We start from the raw sequence: 15,353 nt of genomic DNA, 5'->3' as shown, positions 1-15,353 counted from the left end.
GTTCATCATTTAACAAACCTAAAATATTTGCTGCCATTTTGGCGGCAAATTTTCTTTTTGTAGCCTTGAAAAACAACGGAACGATTAAAATATAAATTTGGTTGATATTGTCAACTATGTCTTTTTGGTGTACCTTTAAACCTGAGAATGTACCAAGCTCCTGATGAATCCATGGTACAGCCGCGAACCCGTCCTCAAAGAAAGAATTCCATGAATAAAAGACAGTTTATTGCCCACTATTTGCGTATGAATCGCACTTCTTATTTGTTGGCGATAGTTTTCATTTTTCTCGTAAATTGGCTTCAAGTTGAAATACCACGCTATATCCAATTGGCGATAGATCTGATTGATGATGCTTCCTCAAGCGGTCATCAGCAGCTTCAAACCTATGTTTGGATTGTGGTTGGCATGTCAGTCGCCATGGTTGTGGTGCGTATATTGTCTCGTATCTATGCGCTTAACCCTGGGCGGATTACAGAGGCGGCGCTTAAGACGACACTTCTCCAAAAGTTAAACCGTTTACCTAACAGCTTTCACCAGATGTTTGCGTCAGGCAGACTGATCTCCATCATCAATAATGACCTCAGTGGCATTCGTTTGCTGTTTGGTGTGGGATTTCTGCAGTTCTTCAATGCGTTGTTAGCACTGTCATTAACACCGCTCTATATGTGGCGCATATCGCCAGAACTCACACTGTATTCGATTATTCCTATCTCAATTGCTTTTGTGATTTTCCGTGTGGGCTTCAAGCGTATGAAAGCACTGCATTTAGAGCACATGAAACGTCTACAAAACTTGTCTGCTCAGCTAATGAGTTACCTGTCTGGGATTGATTTGATTAAGAGCCAGCAGATGTCACCTTGGGTGAAATCCGAAACTGAAAAACTTAACCAATTATTGCTTGAATGCCGCCTTAAAATTACACGTATTCAAGTCTTCTTTATGCCGGTACTCGACTACGCCAATGACCTGATGAAAATCATCATTCTTGGGCTTGGTGGCTACATGTTAATGAGACAAGAGCTAACCCTCGGTGAGATTACTGCTTTCCTAACTTACTCGGTTTTACTGGCTATGCCATTGATGCAGCTTGGCAGAATTGCGACCATTTATCAGCGTGGCATGGTCGGTATTCAGAGTGCACAGACCATTCTTAATGCCAAAGTCCCAGAGCTTGATGAAGATAAGCTCACTGAGTTAGATGTTGAATCGCTGAAGGGAAAAACGTTTTCCGTTCGCAATCTCAGCTTCAGCTATTCGGGTGAAGAGCGTGTGATTCTTGATGACATCAGTTTTGATATTCCTGCTGGTAAGAAAGTGGGTGTGCTAGGTGGAATCGGAGCGGGTAAAACGACATTAGTGAACTGCTTGAACCATCACTTGGATGTACCAGAAAGTTCGGTTTTTCTTGGCGAAAGAGATGTCACTAGCTTCTCACGCAGTGACTTGCGCCGTTACGTGAAAACCGTGACTCAAGACCCTTTCCTGTTTTCAGCAACCGTCGAGGATAATATCCGCTTTGGCAGCTTAGATACTGACTTGGCAAAGAGTCAGGTTGATGAAGTGTTGGAGCTCAGTCAGTTGGCGAGTGACGTTACTCGTTTTGAGCATGGTGACCAAACCTTAGTCGGTGAGAAAGGGATCATGCTGTCAGGCGGCCAGAAGCAGCGCTTAAGTATTGCGCGTGCTTTATTGCAACCCACCGATCTGATCATCATGGATAACGTTCTATCGGCTGTCGACTATGAAACAGAACGTAAGATTTTGGAAGGCTTGTTTAAGCGCTTGGAAAATCAATCAGTACTTGTGGTTTCACACCGTGTTAATGCCCTTGAATATATGGATGAAATCATCGTGTTGAACGAAGGTAAAGTGATCGCGAAGGGCGACCACGCTACGTTATTGAAAACCTGTGATTACTATTACGATACATGGCAACTACAGCAGAATGAAACGGAGGCAGCAGCATGTTAAAAGGTGTTGATCTCAAGTACCTCAAGCACTTTTTTAAGTTTGCTAAGAAATACAAAGGTTCTGCGATTCTGGGCATCGCTATGCTTCCTCTTTCTGTCATCACGAGTTTGTTGTTTCCTTGGCTGATTATTCAAGTGATCGATGTTCACCTGAGCCAAGGGGATATGGATGGACTGCTCGAATACGTCTTCTATCTAGTCGCAGTTCTGGTGGCGAGTTATGTGGTGGATACTATCTATTCATACAACCTGCGTAAAACGGGTCAATATACGATAACCGACATGCGTTCAGTGTTGTTTGCTCGCGTGCTTAAACTGCCACGCAGCTATTTTGATAACACACCGATTGGCGTCACGCTTTCACGATTAACCAGTGACTTGGAAACCATCGGCGAGACATTTGTTCAGTCGGTTGTAGGTCTAGTTAAAGACAGCATCAATACCATTGCTCTGTTGGTGATGATGTTCTTCATTGACTGGCAGTTAACGATGATTGTGTTGATTATCATGCCGCCAGTGATGTACTTGACTGTGTATGTGAGAAACCGACTTCGCGCTTTGTATAAGGTGACTCGTTCTTCGCTCGCTCGTGGTATTGGCTTTTTACAAGAAGTCTTATTTGGTATGAAAACGGTTCAGATGTATCGAGCCGAAGAACAAGTCGAACAACGCTACCAAGGCTATACTGATGAGTTTCTGAGAGCACAGAAGAAAATAAATAAATACGATGCGATTTTGTTCTCGTTTATCTCGGGCATTACCTCAATCACGATCGCAATTATGATCTGGTATGGCTCTGAGCAAGTGATAGAAGGGGTACTCACCTTGGGTGTGCTAATTGCGTTCATCAACACCTTAGAAAAAGTGTTTATTCCGATCCGTGACTTTACGTCGCAGATTGCTTCTATTCAAAGTTCATTTGCAGCGTTTGACCATATTGAAGAGCTGTTTGTTGAGCCGACTGAAGAGGAAGGGCGCAACCTGCTGCCATCTAACAAGGTTGAAAAACAGCTCGAACAGTTTGTGAGCCTTGAATTTAAGAACGTGAGCTTCCGTTACAAAGACGACTCTCCCTACGTTCTAAAGAATGTTTCGTTTGTATTGGAGAAAGGGCATCAAATCGCGCTTGTGGGTTCTACGGGATCGGGCAAGTCGACAATTCTGCGTCTAATCTCTAAAACCTACCAAGACTATGAAGGCAGCATTCTACTGAATGGAATAGAGCTGTCGCAGCTCTCTAATGAAGACTCTGCTCATTTGTTCTCAATGATGATGCAAGACGTGCACTTATTTGAAGAGACAATCCAATTCAATATCGCGCTGGGTAAAACGCATTTATCTAGAACTGAGGTTGAGCAGGCAGCGCGCTATGTTTATGCCGATAAGTTTATTGAACAATTGCCACAAGGTTATGACTTCCACTTGGAAAAGAACGGATCCAATTTGTCTGTGGGGCAAACGCAGCTTATTTCGTTCGCACGAGCGGTTGCACAGGGTGGTCAATTGATGATGCTTGATGAGGCGACCAGTTCGGTAGATTCAATCACTGAAGACCTCATTCAAAAAGCGATGCAGCGCCTGTTCAAGGAAAAAACCGTGATTGCGATTGCGCACCGTTTGAGTACCGTTCGTCACTCGGATACGATTCTGGTATTGGAAAAGGGTGAAATTGTTGAGCAAGGTAATCATGAACAGCTGGTGGCATACAATGGAATTTACGCAGGGTTGTTGAATGAATCGATTGTCGAAACGGGCGATTCCCAGGTTACGGTAGCCTGATTGCCTCAAATTTAGGCTGTTGCTTTCGATGAGATAAATTGGCCTTGTCTATGCTTCACCAGTTTCTATTGTTTTCTAATACTCCCAAGAGGTTGGGAAATTAAACATATTTTTCGATTATTAATATGTTATGATCTCCCTACTACTAAAGGGGTGTCTTCGTACATCGGGATGTATGCGAGCAAAACGTAAGTGCTTGTGTCAGTCACTTTCTGGCGAATATGGAATCGAAAATGTTGTTGGAAGAAGTTGTAGAAATTATCGAATTAACCGACTCAGACCATTTATCTCAAGCAATGGAACTGTTTAACGAGCATGGTTTTGTTGATGCTGAGTCTTTACCTTTTATGGATGTTGTTTTTGAAACAGCACCGGATCACCTTGCGAAGAAGTTGTCGCAGGTTGGTTTTAAAGGTTTAGTGCAAGTCGAAAAGAATGAAGATGCATCGGGCTTCACCATTATTGATGCTGACCGCGTTCTGCTAAAAGACTCTGCTTAGCTGTAAGACTTTGCTTAGATACAAGACTCTGCTTAACTGTAAGATTCTTCTTAATTACAAGAATAAGATTCAGCGTAATGAAAAGGCTCTATCCAGTTCAGTAACACCCGTTATGATTATTTGAGGTTAACACAGTGACAACAGCAACCGCTTCATCAACAGAGCAACACATTTCCAATGAACATGCGCTTTTAGGGGCATCGTTATTAGCGTCTCAAAAAGTTGAGTTGGCTCTGTTCAGTGTTATCTCTAAATTAGCTAAAGCACTGCCAAAGGAACAACAGCAGCAGTCGTTAGGTTTGGATTTGGATACCTTTTTAAGGGAAAAGCCAAGTGAGCAAGCCTCTATGCTGAGCCTATACGAACAGACGTTTGGTGAGCAACTTCCTTTGAAGGCCAATGAACTTAACGATTTTATTTACCACCGAAACTTGGTAACTCGTTGCTTTTGGCGAGTGACTGGGGCTGATGTTAAAGGCGGTGAGAAGCTTGCGAACCCAGAGCTATATTTAAAAGAGTTCTTGGCCAAATGTGAATACTGGCAAGTGATGCTTGATACCCAAACCAAGTAATCAAATTGAAATAAGAAAGCCATAGCGAAACATGCTATGGCTTTTTTGTTTGTGTAAACCATGCTGAATTTTTTAAAGCAGATGATTACCTCGAATACTGAGAACATCACTTATATTACTTAAATATCCCTACAAAATTTAAATCATCATCTTCAATACATAGTTCCTAGAGACAAAGTGGTGTTTAAGTGCAGCACAAACATGAAGAACAACTAAACAGGCTAGGGCAATACAACTGGCACGATGTAAATAGAAAAAGAAGCCGTTGATTGCAGGATCGGTAATTGGGTTATTCACGATCACTAACCAGAATAACGAATAAGGTTCTTTCAGCATCAAATAACCGGTGCTGAAAACCATAAACATCACTAGATACATCAGGGAGTGAGCAAGTTTAGCAACGCATTTTTGCCCTTCAGGCACAGACAGTGGCATGGTTGGTGATGACCGGAAGTGGCTCCAGACATAACGAACCACGAATAATGGCGTCGCAATGGTCGCCAATGACATGTTGAGCACTGACAGAAAAGAAAATAGCTCTGGATGACTGGTGACATAGTGCATCACATACCCTGCGACTGTTGCATAGATGATGACAGATGCCATGACCCAGTGCAGCACCCGGCTCATTAAATCGTATCGTGGATTGTTCAAATTAACCTCGCTCTGATCGTTATTAATATAAGATTCATCTCGATGCAATAAATCAACTCTTGGTATATTCGCATCGCGAATTAATTATATAGAACAGTATTACGCGGTATTTTTATAATTTAGAAATTAATGATGTTGCTTCAGGTGTTTTATAATAATCAATGATGTTTTAGAGTGTTAATTCCAATAAGGAGAAGGCAGAATTGCCAACTTTCTAGCTTGTCTTGCGATTAAGAGATACAGTTAACAAAGATTAAATATATAAGGAATGTATAAATGCTTCGAACCCTATTGATTGCAGTGTTGTCACTGGTCACGACCATGAGCTTTGCAAGCGAGGAGGTTAAATACTCAGAGAAAGAGTATGTAGACCGACCATTGATGGAACGCTACATCTTAGATGAGTTGAAGCAGTTGCGAATGGAACAGCAAGATCTGGAAAGGCGCTTGACCATTCAGATGACCGATCGTGAGCTTACAGTCGCCGATAAGTCATTGAATTATGCCAATGTCACGGTCACGTATTTCTTCTACATTATTGCGGGTGTTGCTTCTCTTATTGCATTGGTTGGTTGGCAATCACTGAAAGACCTCAAACACACCACCAAAGAAATGGCTGACCAGCGACTTAATTCGATTGCTCAAGACTACGAGAAGAAATTCAATGTTCTTGAAAGGGATCTTAAGCGTAAGACCAGAATTATCTCAGAGAACAACCGAGAAATCGAAATCATCAATGAGATTCACAATTTATGGCTCAGAGCGCAAAACGCTCAAACCGCCGAGCAGAAGATTGAAATTTACGATGAGATATTGAAGGTTCGTCCGGGTGATTTAGAAGCGTTGACCTATAAAGCGGATGCTGCGATGGATATGCAGGAATACCACTGGGCAATGAGCCTATGTAACCGCGTGTTAGAAGTGGATGACCAAAATGCCCACGCCTTGTATCAACGTGCTTGTTCGTATGCAAGGTTAGGAGCAGAAGGTCAGGCTATCGATGACTTAGAGCGTTCTATTGAAGCGAGTGGTTCAATGAGAGAGTTGCTAGCTGAAGAGCCAGACTTTGAGATGCTGCGCGGCTTAGATCGTTTTGAAGCGCTTTGTGAAGAGTAATGTCACTTAAGGTGGTGGGCTTCACACGCCCACCATATTTTGGCAACTTTTGTGGAACGGTTTCTTACATTTCGTTTATTCTTTTGAATTAATTGTTATGTTATAACACTTGCCAAGTTCCTTGTTATAACCGCTAAGTATTTTATGAAGTTCCTCCCTATTGGCCTGATCGTGATCGCTATCAGTGCATTCTCGCTTTCCGTTTTGCTCCATTTTCAATCCGAAGCACCAGAAGAAATCTCAATTCAAGTCACCCCTTATAAAGATTTATTAACTCATCAAGAGGGGGCATCAAACTCATATACAGATTCAGAGGCAAGCTCAAGAACGTTGATAAAAGTTCATTATTTCGTGAAGGTTGGAGATACGCTCAGCAACATATTTTCGTCATGGAAACTGCCTTATGAGACAGTTCAAAAAGTGATGGAAGCGGATCTTGAGTCTTTGAAGCTCGATACAATAAAGCCTGGCGATCATCTAGAGTTGCTTTTGGATAGTGACTCTAAACAACTCGTAGAGCTGATTTTCCATGAAAGTCTCGTAGAGCAAGCTGTCTTCACTAAAAATGATGATGGAAGCTTTAATTACCAATTCCATGAAATGCCTGGCGAATGGAAAGAAAAGCTCTATAAGGGCACCGTTCATGGCAGTTTTTCAACGTCAGCATACAAAGCGGGATTAACAACCGCCCAGATAGCCAATATTACTCGAACGTTAAGAGACAAGATTAACTTCTCAAAGCAGTTAAGAGCGGGCGATGAGTTTAATGTGTTGGTTAAGGAGCAATACACAGGCGACCATCTAACAGGAAAAACAGAGGTCCAAGGCATATCGATTACGTTACGAGGTAAGGAAGTGGCCGCGTTTCTTGCTCCAGATGGACGCTTCTACGACAGAGAGGGTAACAGCCTTGAGCAAGCGTTCAATCGCTACCCAATAGACAAACAATTCCGAAGAATTACTTCGCCATTTAACCCGTACCGTAAGCACCCAGTGACCGGACGTATATCTCCACATAATGGTACTGACTTCGCAACACCTGTAGGTTCGCCAGTTTATTCAACCAGTGACGGTCGAGTTATTGCTATTCGTAACCACCCGTATGCGGGGAAATACATAGTGATTGAACATAACAGTGTTTACAAAACTCGCTATCTGCATTTGAGCCGATTCTTGGTTAAGAAGGGGCAACAGGTTAAGCGTGGGCAGAAAATTGCGTTGTCAGGCACGACTGGTCGCGTAACCGGGCCGCATTTGCATTTTGAAGTACTGGTGCGAGGAAGAGCTGTGGATTCGATGAAAGCGAACTTACCTTTAGCGAGTTCTATCTTACCTGAAAATAAAGGTGCCTTCTTGTCGAGAGTTGCCTCGTTTGATGACATGCTCTCAGGGCAAAAGGTTGCACCAGTAACATCAAGCTAAGTGTCAGCTTAAAACCGTTCTAACCCTCTGGCGGCTAATCATCAAAGGGTTGGAACGAGTTTTCATTAGGCTGCCTGATTGCTCAGTATCCTAATAGATTAAGTGCTCATGTGTTGAAATCTTAAGTGACTAAGTGACTAAGTGACTAAGTGACTAAGTGACTAAGTGATTGAGCGACTAGGCGATTAAGCGACGACAACCGCCGTGCCGCTCGCCGATACCATTAGCATGCCATTACCCGTTCCTAGTACCTCGTAATCGATATCTACGCCCACAACCGCGTTCGCGCCTGCTTCAATGGCTTTTTGTTCTAGCTCTTTGAAGGCGTAGTTACGTGCTTTCTCTAGCTCTTTTTCATAAGTGCCAGAACGCCCACCAACAAAGTCACGGATTCCTGAAAACATATCTTTGAAAACGTTAACGCCTAGAATGGCCTCTCCGGCGATAACTCCTTTGTAATCGACAATGCGTTTGCCTTCAACAGATTGAGTGGTGGTAATAATCATAATGGCCTCTTGTAAGCTTGATGAGCTGTTACTCTCTGTATGGATTGATAGTTTGGTCTTACTCTTGAATAACATCGCTCAGAGTTGTCTCTGAGCGTGTGAATTCATGCCTCAACCATGTTCTCAGTTTTAGCACACTTTCTTGTTTTAATTTGTTTTTTGGGCAAACAAAATAGAAATCTTGGTGTGGATTCGCGACGGGTTCGCCCAACTCCACTAGCATCCCATGGCTGATGTCATCTTTCACAAACAAGCGATGCGTAACTAATACACCAAGCGAACGAATGGCAGCTTGCACGGCTTGAATCGAGACATCGAACGTCAAGTTACTGTGGAACGTCGGCATTGGGATTTGGTAATTGTCGCACCAGACTTGCCAGTCGTGTTGTCGCCTGAGGTTAAAAACGCCAATGGTCGGGTTTTGTTTGACGAGTTGCTGGACGTTTAATCCGGTCTGGTTTTTCAATAGAGCAGGGCTGCACACCAAGACTAGGTCGTCGTCGCCGAGTTTTTCGCTGTAATATTGTTCCCACTCGTTTGGCTTGCCATGTACGAGGGCAATATCGACACCTTCTTGTTCGATATCGAAAGGGCCGGTTAATGTCGAAATACGGATATCAAGTGAGGGAGCAAATGCTTGGAATTCTGGGACTCGAGGGATCCACCAGTGCATCGCGAGTGAATTCACCATGTTGAGAGTGATACGGTGATCGTTAGGCGTTCTGGCAAGCTCTTCGGTGGCTTCTATCACTTGCTCAAGTGCGGGCGCGACCTTTCGATAATATCGCTTACCGGCGGCATTAAGAACAACACGACGACCTACTCGCTGAAATAGCGGTTTATTAACCAGTTGCTCTAGTGATTTGATGGCTTGGCTTACTGCAGAATGACTGACAAACAACACTCGAGCAGCGTCGGTCATGCTGCCGGTTTCAGCAACAGCAATGAAAGCATAAACGGATTTAAGCGGGACGAGTTTCTTCATTGGTAAGTTTTCCTTACAGTTATGGTTAATATTACTCGCTATTTTTCATCACGTCACGCTTCTAAAATAGGTGTCATAGGAGGTGATAATTATGTCTGATATTACCAAGGCGACGACTTTCATGTTGTTGTCGACGTTCAGTTTGTCTTTGAGTGGCTTGATGGCCAAGTATCTATCTGAAGTGATGCCAATCTCGTTACTCAGTTTTGTGCGTTTTTTGTTACCCAGTCTGTTCTTATTCTTATTCTTGATGTTTTACAAAATTACGAAACCTTCACTCGATATGTGGAAACCTTTAGTGATGCGAGCGATCTTTATGGTGGCGTGTCAGTGGTGTTTCCTTACTTCACTACAAACCTTAACGCTGGTTGAAGGTGTGGTGTTATTCAGTACGGGGCCGCTGTTTATTCCATTGTTAGAAAAATTAATATTCGGAACCAAGATTCATACAACGACTATCGCATGTTTAGCGATTACATTTTTCGGCGTAGTGATGATGGCAGGAGATTGGTCGCAGTTTGAGTTTGGTTCGGAGTTCTTTAGACCTGCGCTATTGCTTGGACTTCTAGCGGGTGTGTTTAATTCTGGCTCGCAAGTGAGTCTGTACCGAGCATCTAAAACCAGCCTGACACCAGCAGAGCTTAACGCATGGACCTTTTTAGTCGCAGCAATACTCGTTATACCTATGCTCGTGTTTACTTCTGTTTCTGCTGTACCAGATGTACTTAAGGGGGACAGTGTGTATGGAGCTTTAACTACTTTGCTGTCGTTTGATGACTTGCGTTGGATTGGACTTGGTGCATTTGGACTCGCACTGTTTACCATCAATACTCAAATTTTCCGCTCCAAGGCTTATAAGCTTGCAGATAGCGGTTCCCAGTTGGCACCACTGATTTTTACTAACATGCTGTTTAGCGCCTTATGGCAGGGTTTGTTCTTTGATGATGTGTTTTCTACTCAGCAGATGATTGGCATTAACCTGATTGTTGTGGCGAGCATTACCAACACGCTATTAGCGAAGAGACACAGCAAAGCAAAAGCCAAGCAAACACCGCGAGTCACAGTGGCTGTAGCGACTGTAGTGGACGTTGCGGTGCTGGATTCTGCGGCTAAAAGCTAATCATTGATCTTATAGCCTAAAGACTAAATGGTTAGCTCAAACTTAAAATAATGAGCGTATGTACTCTTTTACTCGGTCGATGTGTTCGTTTGGTTCAATCTCGCAACGTTGTTTAGTCTCTAGGAATCGCTCAGCGTATTTGTCGTAGATTTTGTTTTCTAAGAACAGCAAATACAGCTTGGGATCGATATGACCGCTGGTGGCCATGTCGGTCATGATATTGAGTGATTCGCTTAGGAGTTTGCCTTTCTTATACGGGCGATCACTAGAGGTGAGCGCTTCGAATACATCGGCAATGGCCATCGCTCTGGACTGCAGAGGTAATTGGTCTTCGCTTAAGCCTCTTGGGTAGCCCTTGCCGTCGATACGCTCGTGGTGTCCGCTGGCGATATCCGGAATATTCTGGAGGTAAGACGGATAAGGCAGCTTGTTAAGCATGGTGAAGGTTTGAATAATATGATCGTTGATCATGAAACGTTCTTCATCGTTTAACGTACCACGACGAACTTTCAAATTGTGCAGTTCACCTTGGTTGTATTTGACCTCTCCTGGCTTAAGCACAAACGCTTCCTGCCATACATCAGCAGGGCTAAAGCCATTATCCCACGGTATTTTATGCTCAGGCTTATCGGCAAGTAGCGGTTCCATCACCGGTAGTCTTTGGTTTTTTCTTGCTGGCTCAGCTTCACTCTTCTCTGTCGTGTCTTGTTGTTCGTTGAATCTCTCTTTTTCAGACCAAGATAACCCTAGCTGATCGTCGAGTGTTCGTTTCCATTGGCGCTTGGCTATTCGGTCTAAGCGTTCTAGCTGTTCGTCCGTCATCGACTCTCCACCAAGGTTGCACTCAGCAACAAAGGCAAATTCTTCATCCAATTTTGACAAGCTTTGTTCGAGGACCTTAAGCTGATCCTCTTGAAGCGCTCCGTTCGCTATGGCTTTCCAGTAGTCGGTTTCCGCTTGTTGCTTTAACAGCTCGAAGCGCATGCGAACTTCGTGGATTCGGTCATAAATCGTTTCCAGTTTTGTTGCTTTGTCCACCACATATTCAGGTGTGGTGACTTTACCGCAGTCATGAAGCCAAGCGGCGAGCATTAACTCTTCCCACTGTTTACTATCCAATGAGAATTGCGGGTAATAACGGTCATCATCAATGGTTGCTTGAGTCAGCCATTTGGTCAGTTCAGGCACTCGTTGGCAGTGCGCGCCCGTGTAAGGTGATTTGGTATCAATAGCTGATGCAATCAACTCGATAAAGGCATTAAGCATGTCTTTCTGTTGCTGCATTTGGTCAATGTTATCTTTGGCTATCTCCGCAAAGCTGAGCAGTTCTCGTAAGAAGGCGTGCTTGTCTGACTGCATCTTAGTAATCGGTCTTTCATAGCCAATTGCGACGATACCCACCAACAACTTCTCACGGTTTAATAGTGGAAACAGGTACAGATCTGAATTGAAGATCGAATCTTGGTAATAGTTGAGAACATTGTCTTCTCGGTTTAAGTGGATGGTTTCTCCAGATTTAAGTTGGCACAGCAACCAAGGTGTGTGCTTGATGAAGTCATTGATGTCGGCCTTAAAGGGAAGAATGGCGAGGTTCGCGGCCGTATCAAACACATCTTTCTCTTTTGATTGAGTGAAGAGGACAATGGTTTCTGCTTTGGTAATTAAATAGCTTTGATGAGCAATATTTTTGGCTAAGATCGAAAATTCCTGATTACCTGCCGTGTCTCGAAGTAGCGTAATAAGATCATGAAGTGTGTGTTCCATCAGCTCAATAGAGTGGGCGAGGTTAGCCACTTCTTGAATCATGCTTTTGGGATAATGAGTTCGCCTGAAGTCAAATCGTGCGATGTTGTCGGTGAGTTGCATCAGCGTATTGAGAGGCTGAGACAGTCTATTAGCAACAAACCATACGATAGCGAAGCAGATGAACAACATCCCAATCGCGACGGCGACTTGCTTGTCACGCATCGAGATAAGATCAGAGAGCAACTCATTGTGCGGCGTAGCCTCTGCCAAATATAAAGTGACATTCTGAGTGAGCTCAACAGGCGTTAGCGTTAATGCCCAAGTGTTTAAGTTGTATTCAACGTTTTTTAAGTTGAGGTTTAATTTCTCCTCGTCGGAGATAAGTGGTGCTATGACGGATGCTTTCAATGCTTCCATCTGTTCACGCTTTGGCACATTAAAAAAGCTTAGGTCTTGTTCACTGCCAGAGAGTTTCCCTGTCGTTTGGTTATTCGTTTTCTCAGTTTTACTTGTGTCGTTAGGCTGGGAGGTAAGCTTGGGAATCGATAGATCAAGTTGATGTTGGCCGAGAAGATTGAAATGTTGATCGAACAGAGCGAGTCGGGTTTGTGGAGAGTAGGCCAATTCACTGATCTGGGAAGAGAGAGATTTCAACGTGAAGTCGGCACCAACGACATGCTTGCCATCCAAAGAACGTCTAGAAAGAGTGATGCCATTGGTTTGCAGGAAATAGAACAGGTAGGGCTCAGAGAGTTGTATTGAGCCGTCAGGCTTTGCGTTACGAAACCAAGGTCGAGTCGTGGGGTTGAACTTACTCTCGGCTTGTCGGGTACTGATCACTTGGTGTGCGCCATCGAGAAAGGTAATAAAGTTTTCACCATCTAGATTGGTGCTGCTGACCATCATGGTCGCTTTAGCGGGAGCGTTGTTATCGGCTCTCTGTTTAATGGAACTCAGAGGGCGAAAGATTCTGAAATCACCATCTTCAGAGCCATAGAACAGAGCGACTAAGTTAGTATTTTGTTTGAAGATGATATCGACCGAAGCAAGCCAAGATTCTTTTTCGACGGAGGAGGTTTGATGAGCAACAAACGGGCTCACTGCCATCACGTTTAAGGTTGTGATGACTGGGGCAATAGCTTGTTTAAATACCGATTCCAACTTATCGCGATGTTCATTACTGACTTCGCGCACGGTGCCTAAAAGCAGTTCTTGAGAGTGCCGATAACTTATCGAAATCAGTACGGTACCGACAAGAGTGGTCAAAATTAAGAAAAGGCTAGTGATGTGTATACTCAGCGGATATCGTCTTCTTCTCATCTAACACTCCAGTTTGTAGACTGGTTTAAGTATTGACGAACTTGGGTAGGTTGCAAAAAATTGGCGTAATTACCGAGTATGTTCGATTTTACTCAGATAAGAAAAGCGTTAGTGTCTTCTGGTTAGCCACGTATTATCGTGCTGTGTAAATGAACTCGCAAGAAACCCTTATGTTTAGGTGCTAATTGTCACTTTCAGCTGATAAACTGGTCGAATTGTTGCCATTAAGCATTCCTTTTCCGAAGCACTCCTTTTCAGAAAAAGGTGCAGGCACTCCTTTCCAGAAAGAGACTCAGAGTTACTTTCTGAAAAACGTTTTTTGACCAAGCGAAGAGAGCATTGATTCATGGAACTCAAAGTAGATACCCACACCCACACATACGCAAGTGGCCATGCTTACAGCACGCTGATCGAAAACGCTAAATCGGCGAAGCAAAACGGTTTAGCCATGTTTTGTACTACTGACCATTCAGAATCCATGCCGGGCGCGCCACACTATTGGTTTTTCAGCAATCAGCGTGTGCTCCCTCGTTTTATTGAAGATGTCGCAATTATTCGAGGTGTCGAGTCAAACATCATGAACACACAGGGTGAAATCGACATTCATCCGAGTGTGGATAAGAACTTGGATTGGGTGATCGCGAGTTTTCATGAGCCAGTATTTCGTCCATCGGATGTCGCTACCCATACAGAAGCATTGTTGAATGTGATTAAAGGTGGTCGAATTGATGCACTTGGTCATTTAGGAAACCCAAATTTTGATTTCGATTTTGAAGCTGTGATTCAATGTGCGGCGGAACATAACGTTGCGATTGAAATCAACAACACCACACTCAAAGGCAATAGCAGAGTTGGCAGTGTTGACCGCTGTTATGAGATTGCAAGAATAGCGAAAGAGAAGGGTGCATTTATTACCACAGGTAGCGATGCGCATTTCTGCGTAGATGTCGGTGGTTTGGGCTTAGTCGCTGCGTTGTTAGATAAAGTAGGTGTGGATTCGAATAAAGTGGTCACTCATTCGCCACAGCAGTTTTTGGCATTTTTAGCATTGCGTGGTCGTCAATCAATTGCCGATTTTTCGGTATTTGAATGATGGTTTGCCTGGTACTTGTCAGTAATTAGCTAGCTAGTTTGCATTTCGACACAATCAATTTTTGTACCCGACGGATTTTTGTATACACTAGCCGAAAATAATAAAGTCGAAGTGCCACAATAACGATGGCGCTATCTTCAAAGACATCGCTTCACCTGGAGAAACAATGAAAACTCGCTCAATCCTTTTATCTGGCTTAATCGCTGCTTCGCTATTGTCTGGCAACGCTTTTGCTAATGTTGACCTTAAGAAAAACATGCAAGAAATGAAGCTTGCGTTCAAACAAGCGGCAGAAGCTCAAAACATTGAAGAGATGCAAAAGCCTATCGTACGTATCGACACGCTAGTTGCTGAGCTCAAAACGGGTGTTTACCCAATTGAGAAAGAAGAACACTTCATGGAAGGTTTCAAAAAGATCAGTGCATCGATTGATAGCATTGAGAAGAAGCTAGACCAAGGTGAATTTGAATCTGCACAGCAAGAGCTTCGTACTATCGATGGCCTTCGTGAAGAGTATCACGAGAAGCGTAATCCAAGCATTTGGAGCAAGATCTTCGGTTAATTTGC

General features: G+C 43.5%; 13 protein-coding genes. 9 read left to right on the top strand and 4 right to left on the bottom strand.

Going from position 1 to position 15,353, the window contains the following annotated elements; all coding sequences use genetic code 11:
• The first annotated feature begins 210 nt into the window (after positions 1-210).
• The 4 genes from DUN60_RS22585 (at position 211) to DUN60_RS22570 (ending at position 4,824) form a co-directional block, all read left to right on the top strand.
• On the top strand, positions 211-1,974 hold the full coding sequence (locus tag DUN60_RS22585) for an ABC transporter ATP-binding protein (protein ID WP_114635522.1): 1,764 nt from the start codon (positions 211-213) through the stop codon (positions 1,972-1,974).
• Positions 1,968-3,752, top strand: a complete 1,785-nt coding sequence (locus tag DUN60_RS22580; protein ID WP_114635521.1) for an ABC transporter ATP-binding protein — start codon at positions 1,968-1,970, stop codon at positions 3,750-3,752. The genes DUN60_RS22585 and DUN60_RS22580 overlap by 7 nt, the downstream gene beginning before the upstream one ends.
• 233 nt (positions 3,753-3,985) lie before the next feature.
• A complete protein-coding gene (locus DUN60_RS22575) occupies positions 3,986-4,252 on the top strand; it encodes a hypothetical protein (RefSeq protein ID WP_054547069.1) in 267 nt (88 codons plus the stop codon).
• A 134-nt stretch (positions 4,253-4,386) separates the two neighbouring features.
• Positions 4,387-4,824 (top strand): hypothetical protein, encoded by a 438-nt coding sequence (locus DUN60_RS22570; RefSeq protein WP_114635520.1) that lies wholly within the window; start codon positions 4,387-4,389, stop codon positions 4,822-4,824.
• A gap of 138 nt (positions 4,825-4,962) precedes the next feature.
• Here the strand turns inward: DUN60_RS22570 and DUN60_RS22565 are convergent, their stop codons facing one another.
• Complete coding sequence (locus DUN60_RS22565; protein ID WP_081279975.1) at positions 4,963-5,454, bottom strand: cytochrome b; 492 nt, start codon at positions 5,452-5,454, stop codon at positions 4,963-4,965.
• A 300-nt stretch (positions 5,455-5,754) separates the two neighbouring features.
• Here DUN60_RS22565 and DUN60_RS22560 point away from each other — a divergent pair, with 300 nt between their 5' ends.
• Both DUN60_RS22560 and DUN60_RS22555 read left to right on the top strand, forming a co-directional pair.
• Positions 5,755-6,594 carry a tetratricopeptide repeat protein gene (locus tag DUN60_RS22560; protein WP_065205922.1) on the top strand — a complete coding sequence of 280 codons (840 nt, stop codon included), beginning with the start codon at positions 5,755-5,757 and terminating at the stop codon, positions 6,592-6,594.
• A 144-nt stretch (positions 6,595-6,738) separates the two neighbouring features.
• On the top strand, positions 6,739-8,016 hold the full coding sequence (locus DUN60_RS22555) for a peptidoglycan DD-metalloendopeptidase family protein (protein ID WP_114635519.1): 1,278 nt from the start codon (positions 6,739-6,741) through the stop codon (positions 8,014-8,016).
• A 185-nt stretch (positions 8,017-8,201) separates the two neighbouring features.
• Here DUN60_RS22555 and DUN60_RS22550 read toward each other — a convergent pair whose 3' ends face one another.
• Together DUN60_RS22550 and DUN60_RS22545 are read right to left on the bottom strand one after the other, a co-directional pair.
• Positions 8,202-8,522: a heavy metal-binding domain-containing protein gene (locus DUN60_RS22550; protein WP_004730185.1), complete on the bottom strand. Its 321-nt coding sequence runs from the start codon at positions 8,520-8,522 to the stop codon at positions 8,202-8,204.
• A gap of 58 nt (positions 8,523-8,580) precedes the next feature.
• The gene (locus tag DUN60_RS22545; protein WP_114635518.1) at positions 8,581-9,507 is read right to left on the bottom strand and encodes a LysR substrate-binding domain-containing protein; all 927 of its coding nucleotides are present in this window, start codon (positions 9,505-9,507) and stop codon (positions 8,581-8,583) included.
• A gap of 91 nt (positions 9,508-9,598) precedes the next feature.
• Between DUN60_RS22545 and DUN60_RS22540 the strand changes: the two genes are divergently transcribed.
• Positions 9,599-10,627: a DMT family transporter gene (locus tag DUN60_RS22540; protein ID WP_114635517.1), complete on the top strand. Its 1,029-nt coding sequence runs from the start codon at positions 9,599-9,601 to the stop codon at positions 10,625-10,627.
• A 42-nt stretch (positions 10,628-10,669) separates the two neighbouring features.
• Here DUN60_RS22540 and DUN60_RS22535 read toward each other — a convergent pair whose 3' ends face one another.
• A complete protein-coding gene (locus DUN60_RS22535) occupies positions 10,670-13,693 on the bottom strand; it encodes an HD domain-containing phosphohydrolase (RefSeq protein ID WP_114635516.1) in 3,024 nt (1,007 codons plus the stop codon).
• Positions 13,694-14,039: 346 nt separating this feature from the next.
• Between DUN60_RS22535 and DUN60_RS22530 the strand changes: the two genes are divergently transcribed.
• Positions 14,040-14,786: a phosphatase gene (locus tag DUN60_RS22530; RefSeq protein ID WP_114635515.1), complete on the top strand. Its 747-nt coding sequence runs from the start codon at positions 14,040-14,042 to the stop codon at positions 14,784-14,786.
• A gap of 166 nt (positions 14,787-14,952) precedes the next feature.
• Positions 14,953-15,348, top strand: a complete 396-nt coding sequence (locus DUN60_RS22525; protein ID WP_004730193.1) for a cytochrome b562 — start codon at positions 14,953-14,955, stop codon at positions 15,346-15,348.
• Positions 15,349-15,353 lie beyond the last annotated feature (5 nt).

Origin of the sequence: Vibrio splendidus (assembly GCF_003345295.1) — a bacterium.
In the GTDB taxonomy this organism is placed as follows: Bacteria; Pseudomonadota; Gammaproteobacteria; order Enterobacterales; family Vibrionaceae; genus Vibrio; species Vibrio splendidus_K.
This window is presented reverse-complemented; position numbering and strand designations above follow the sequence as displayed.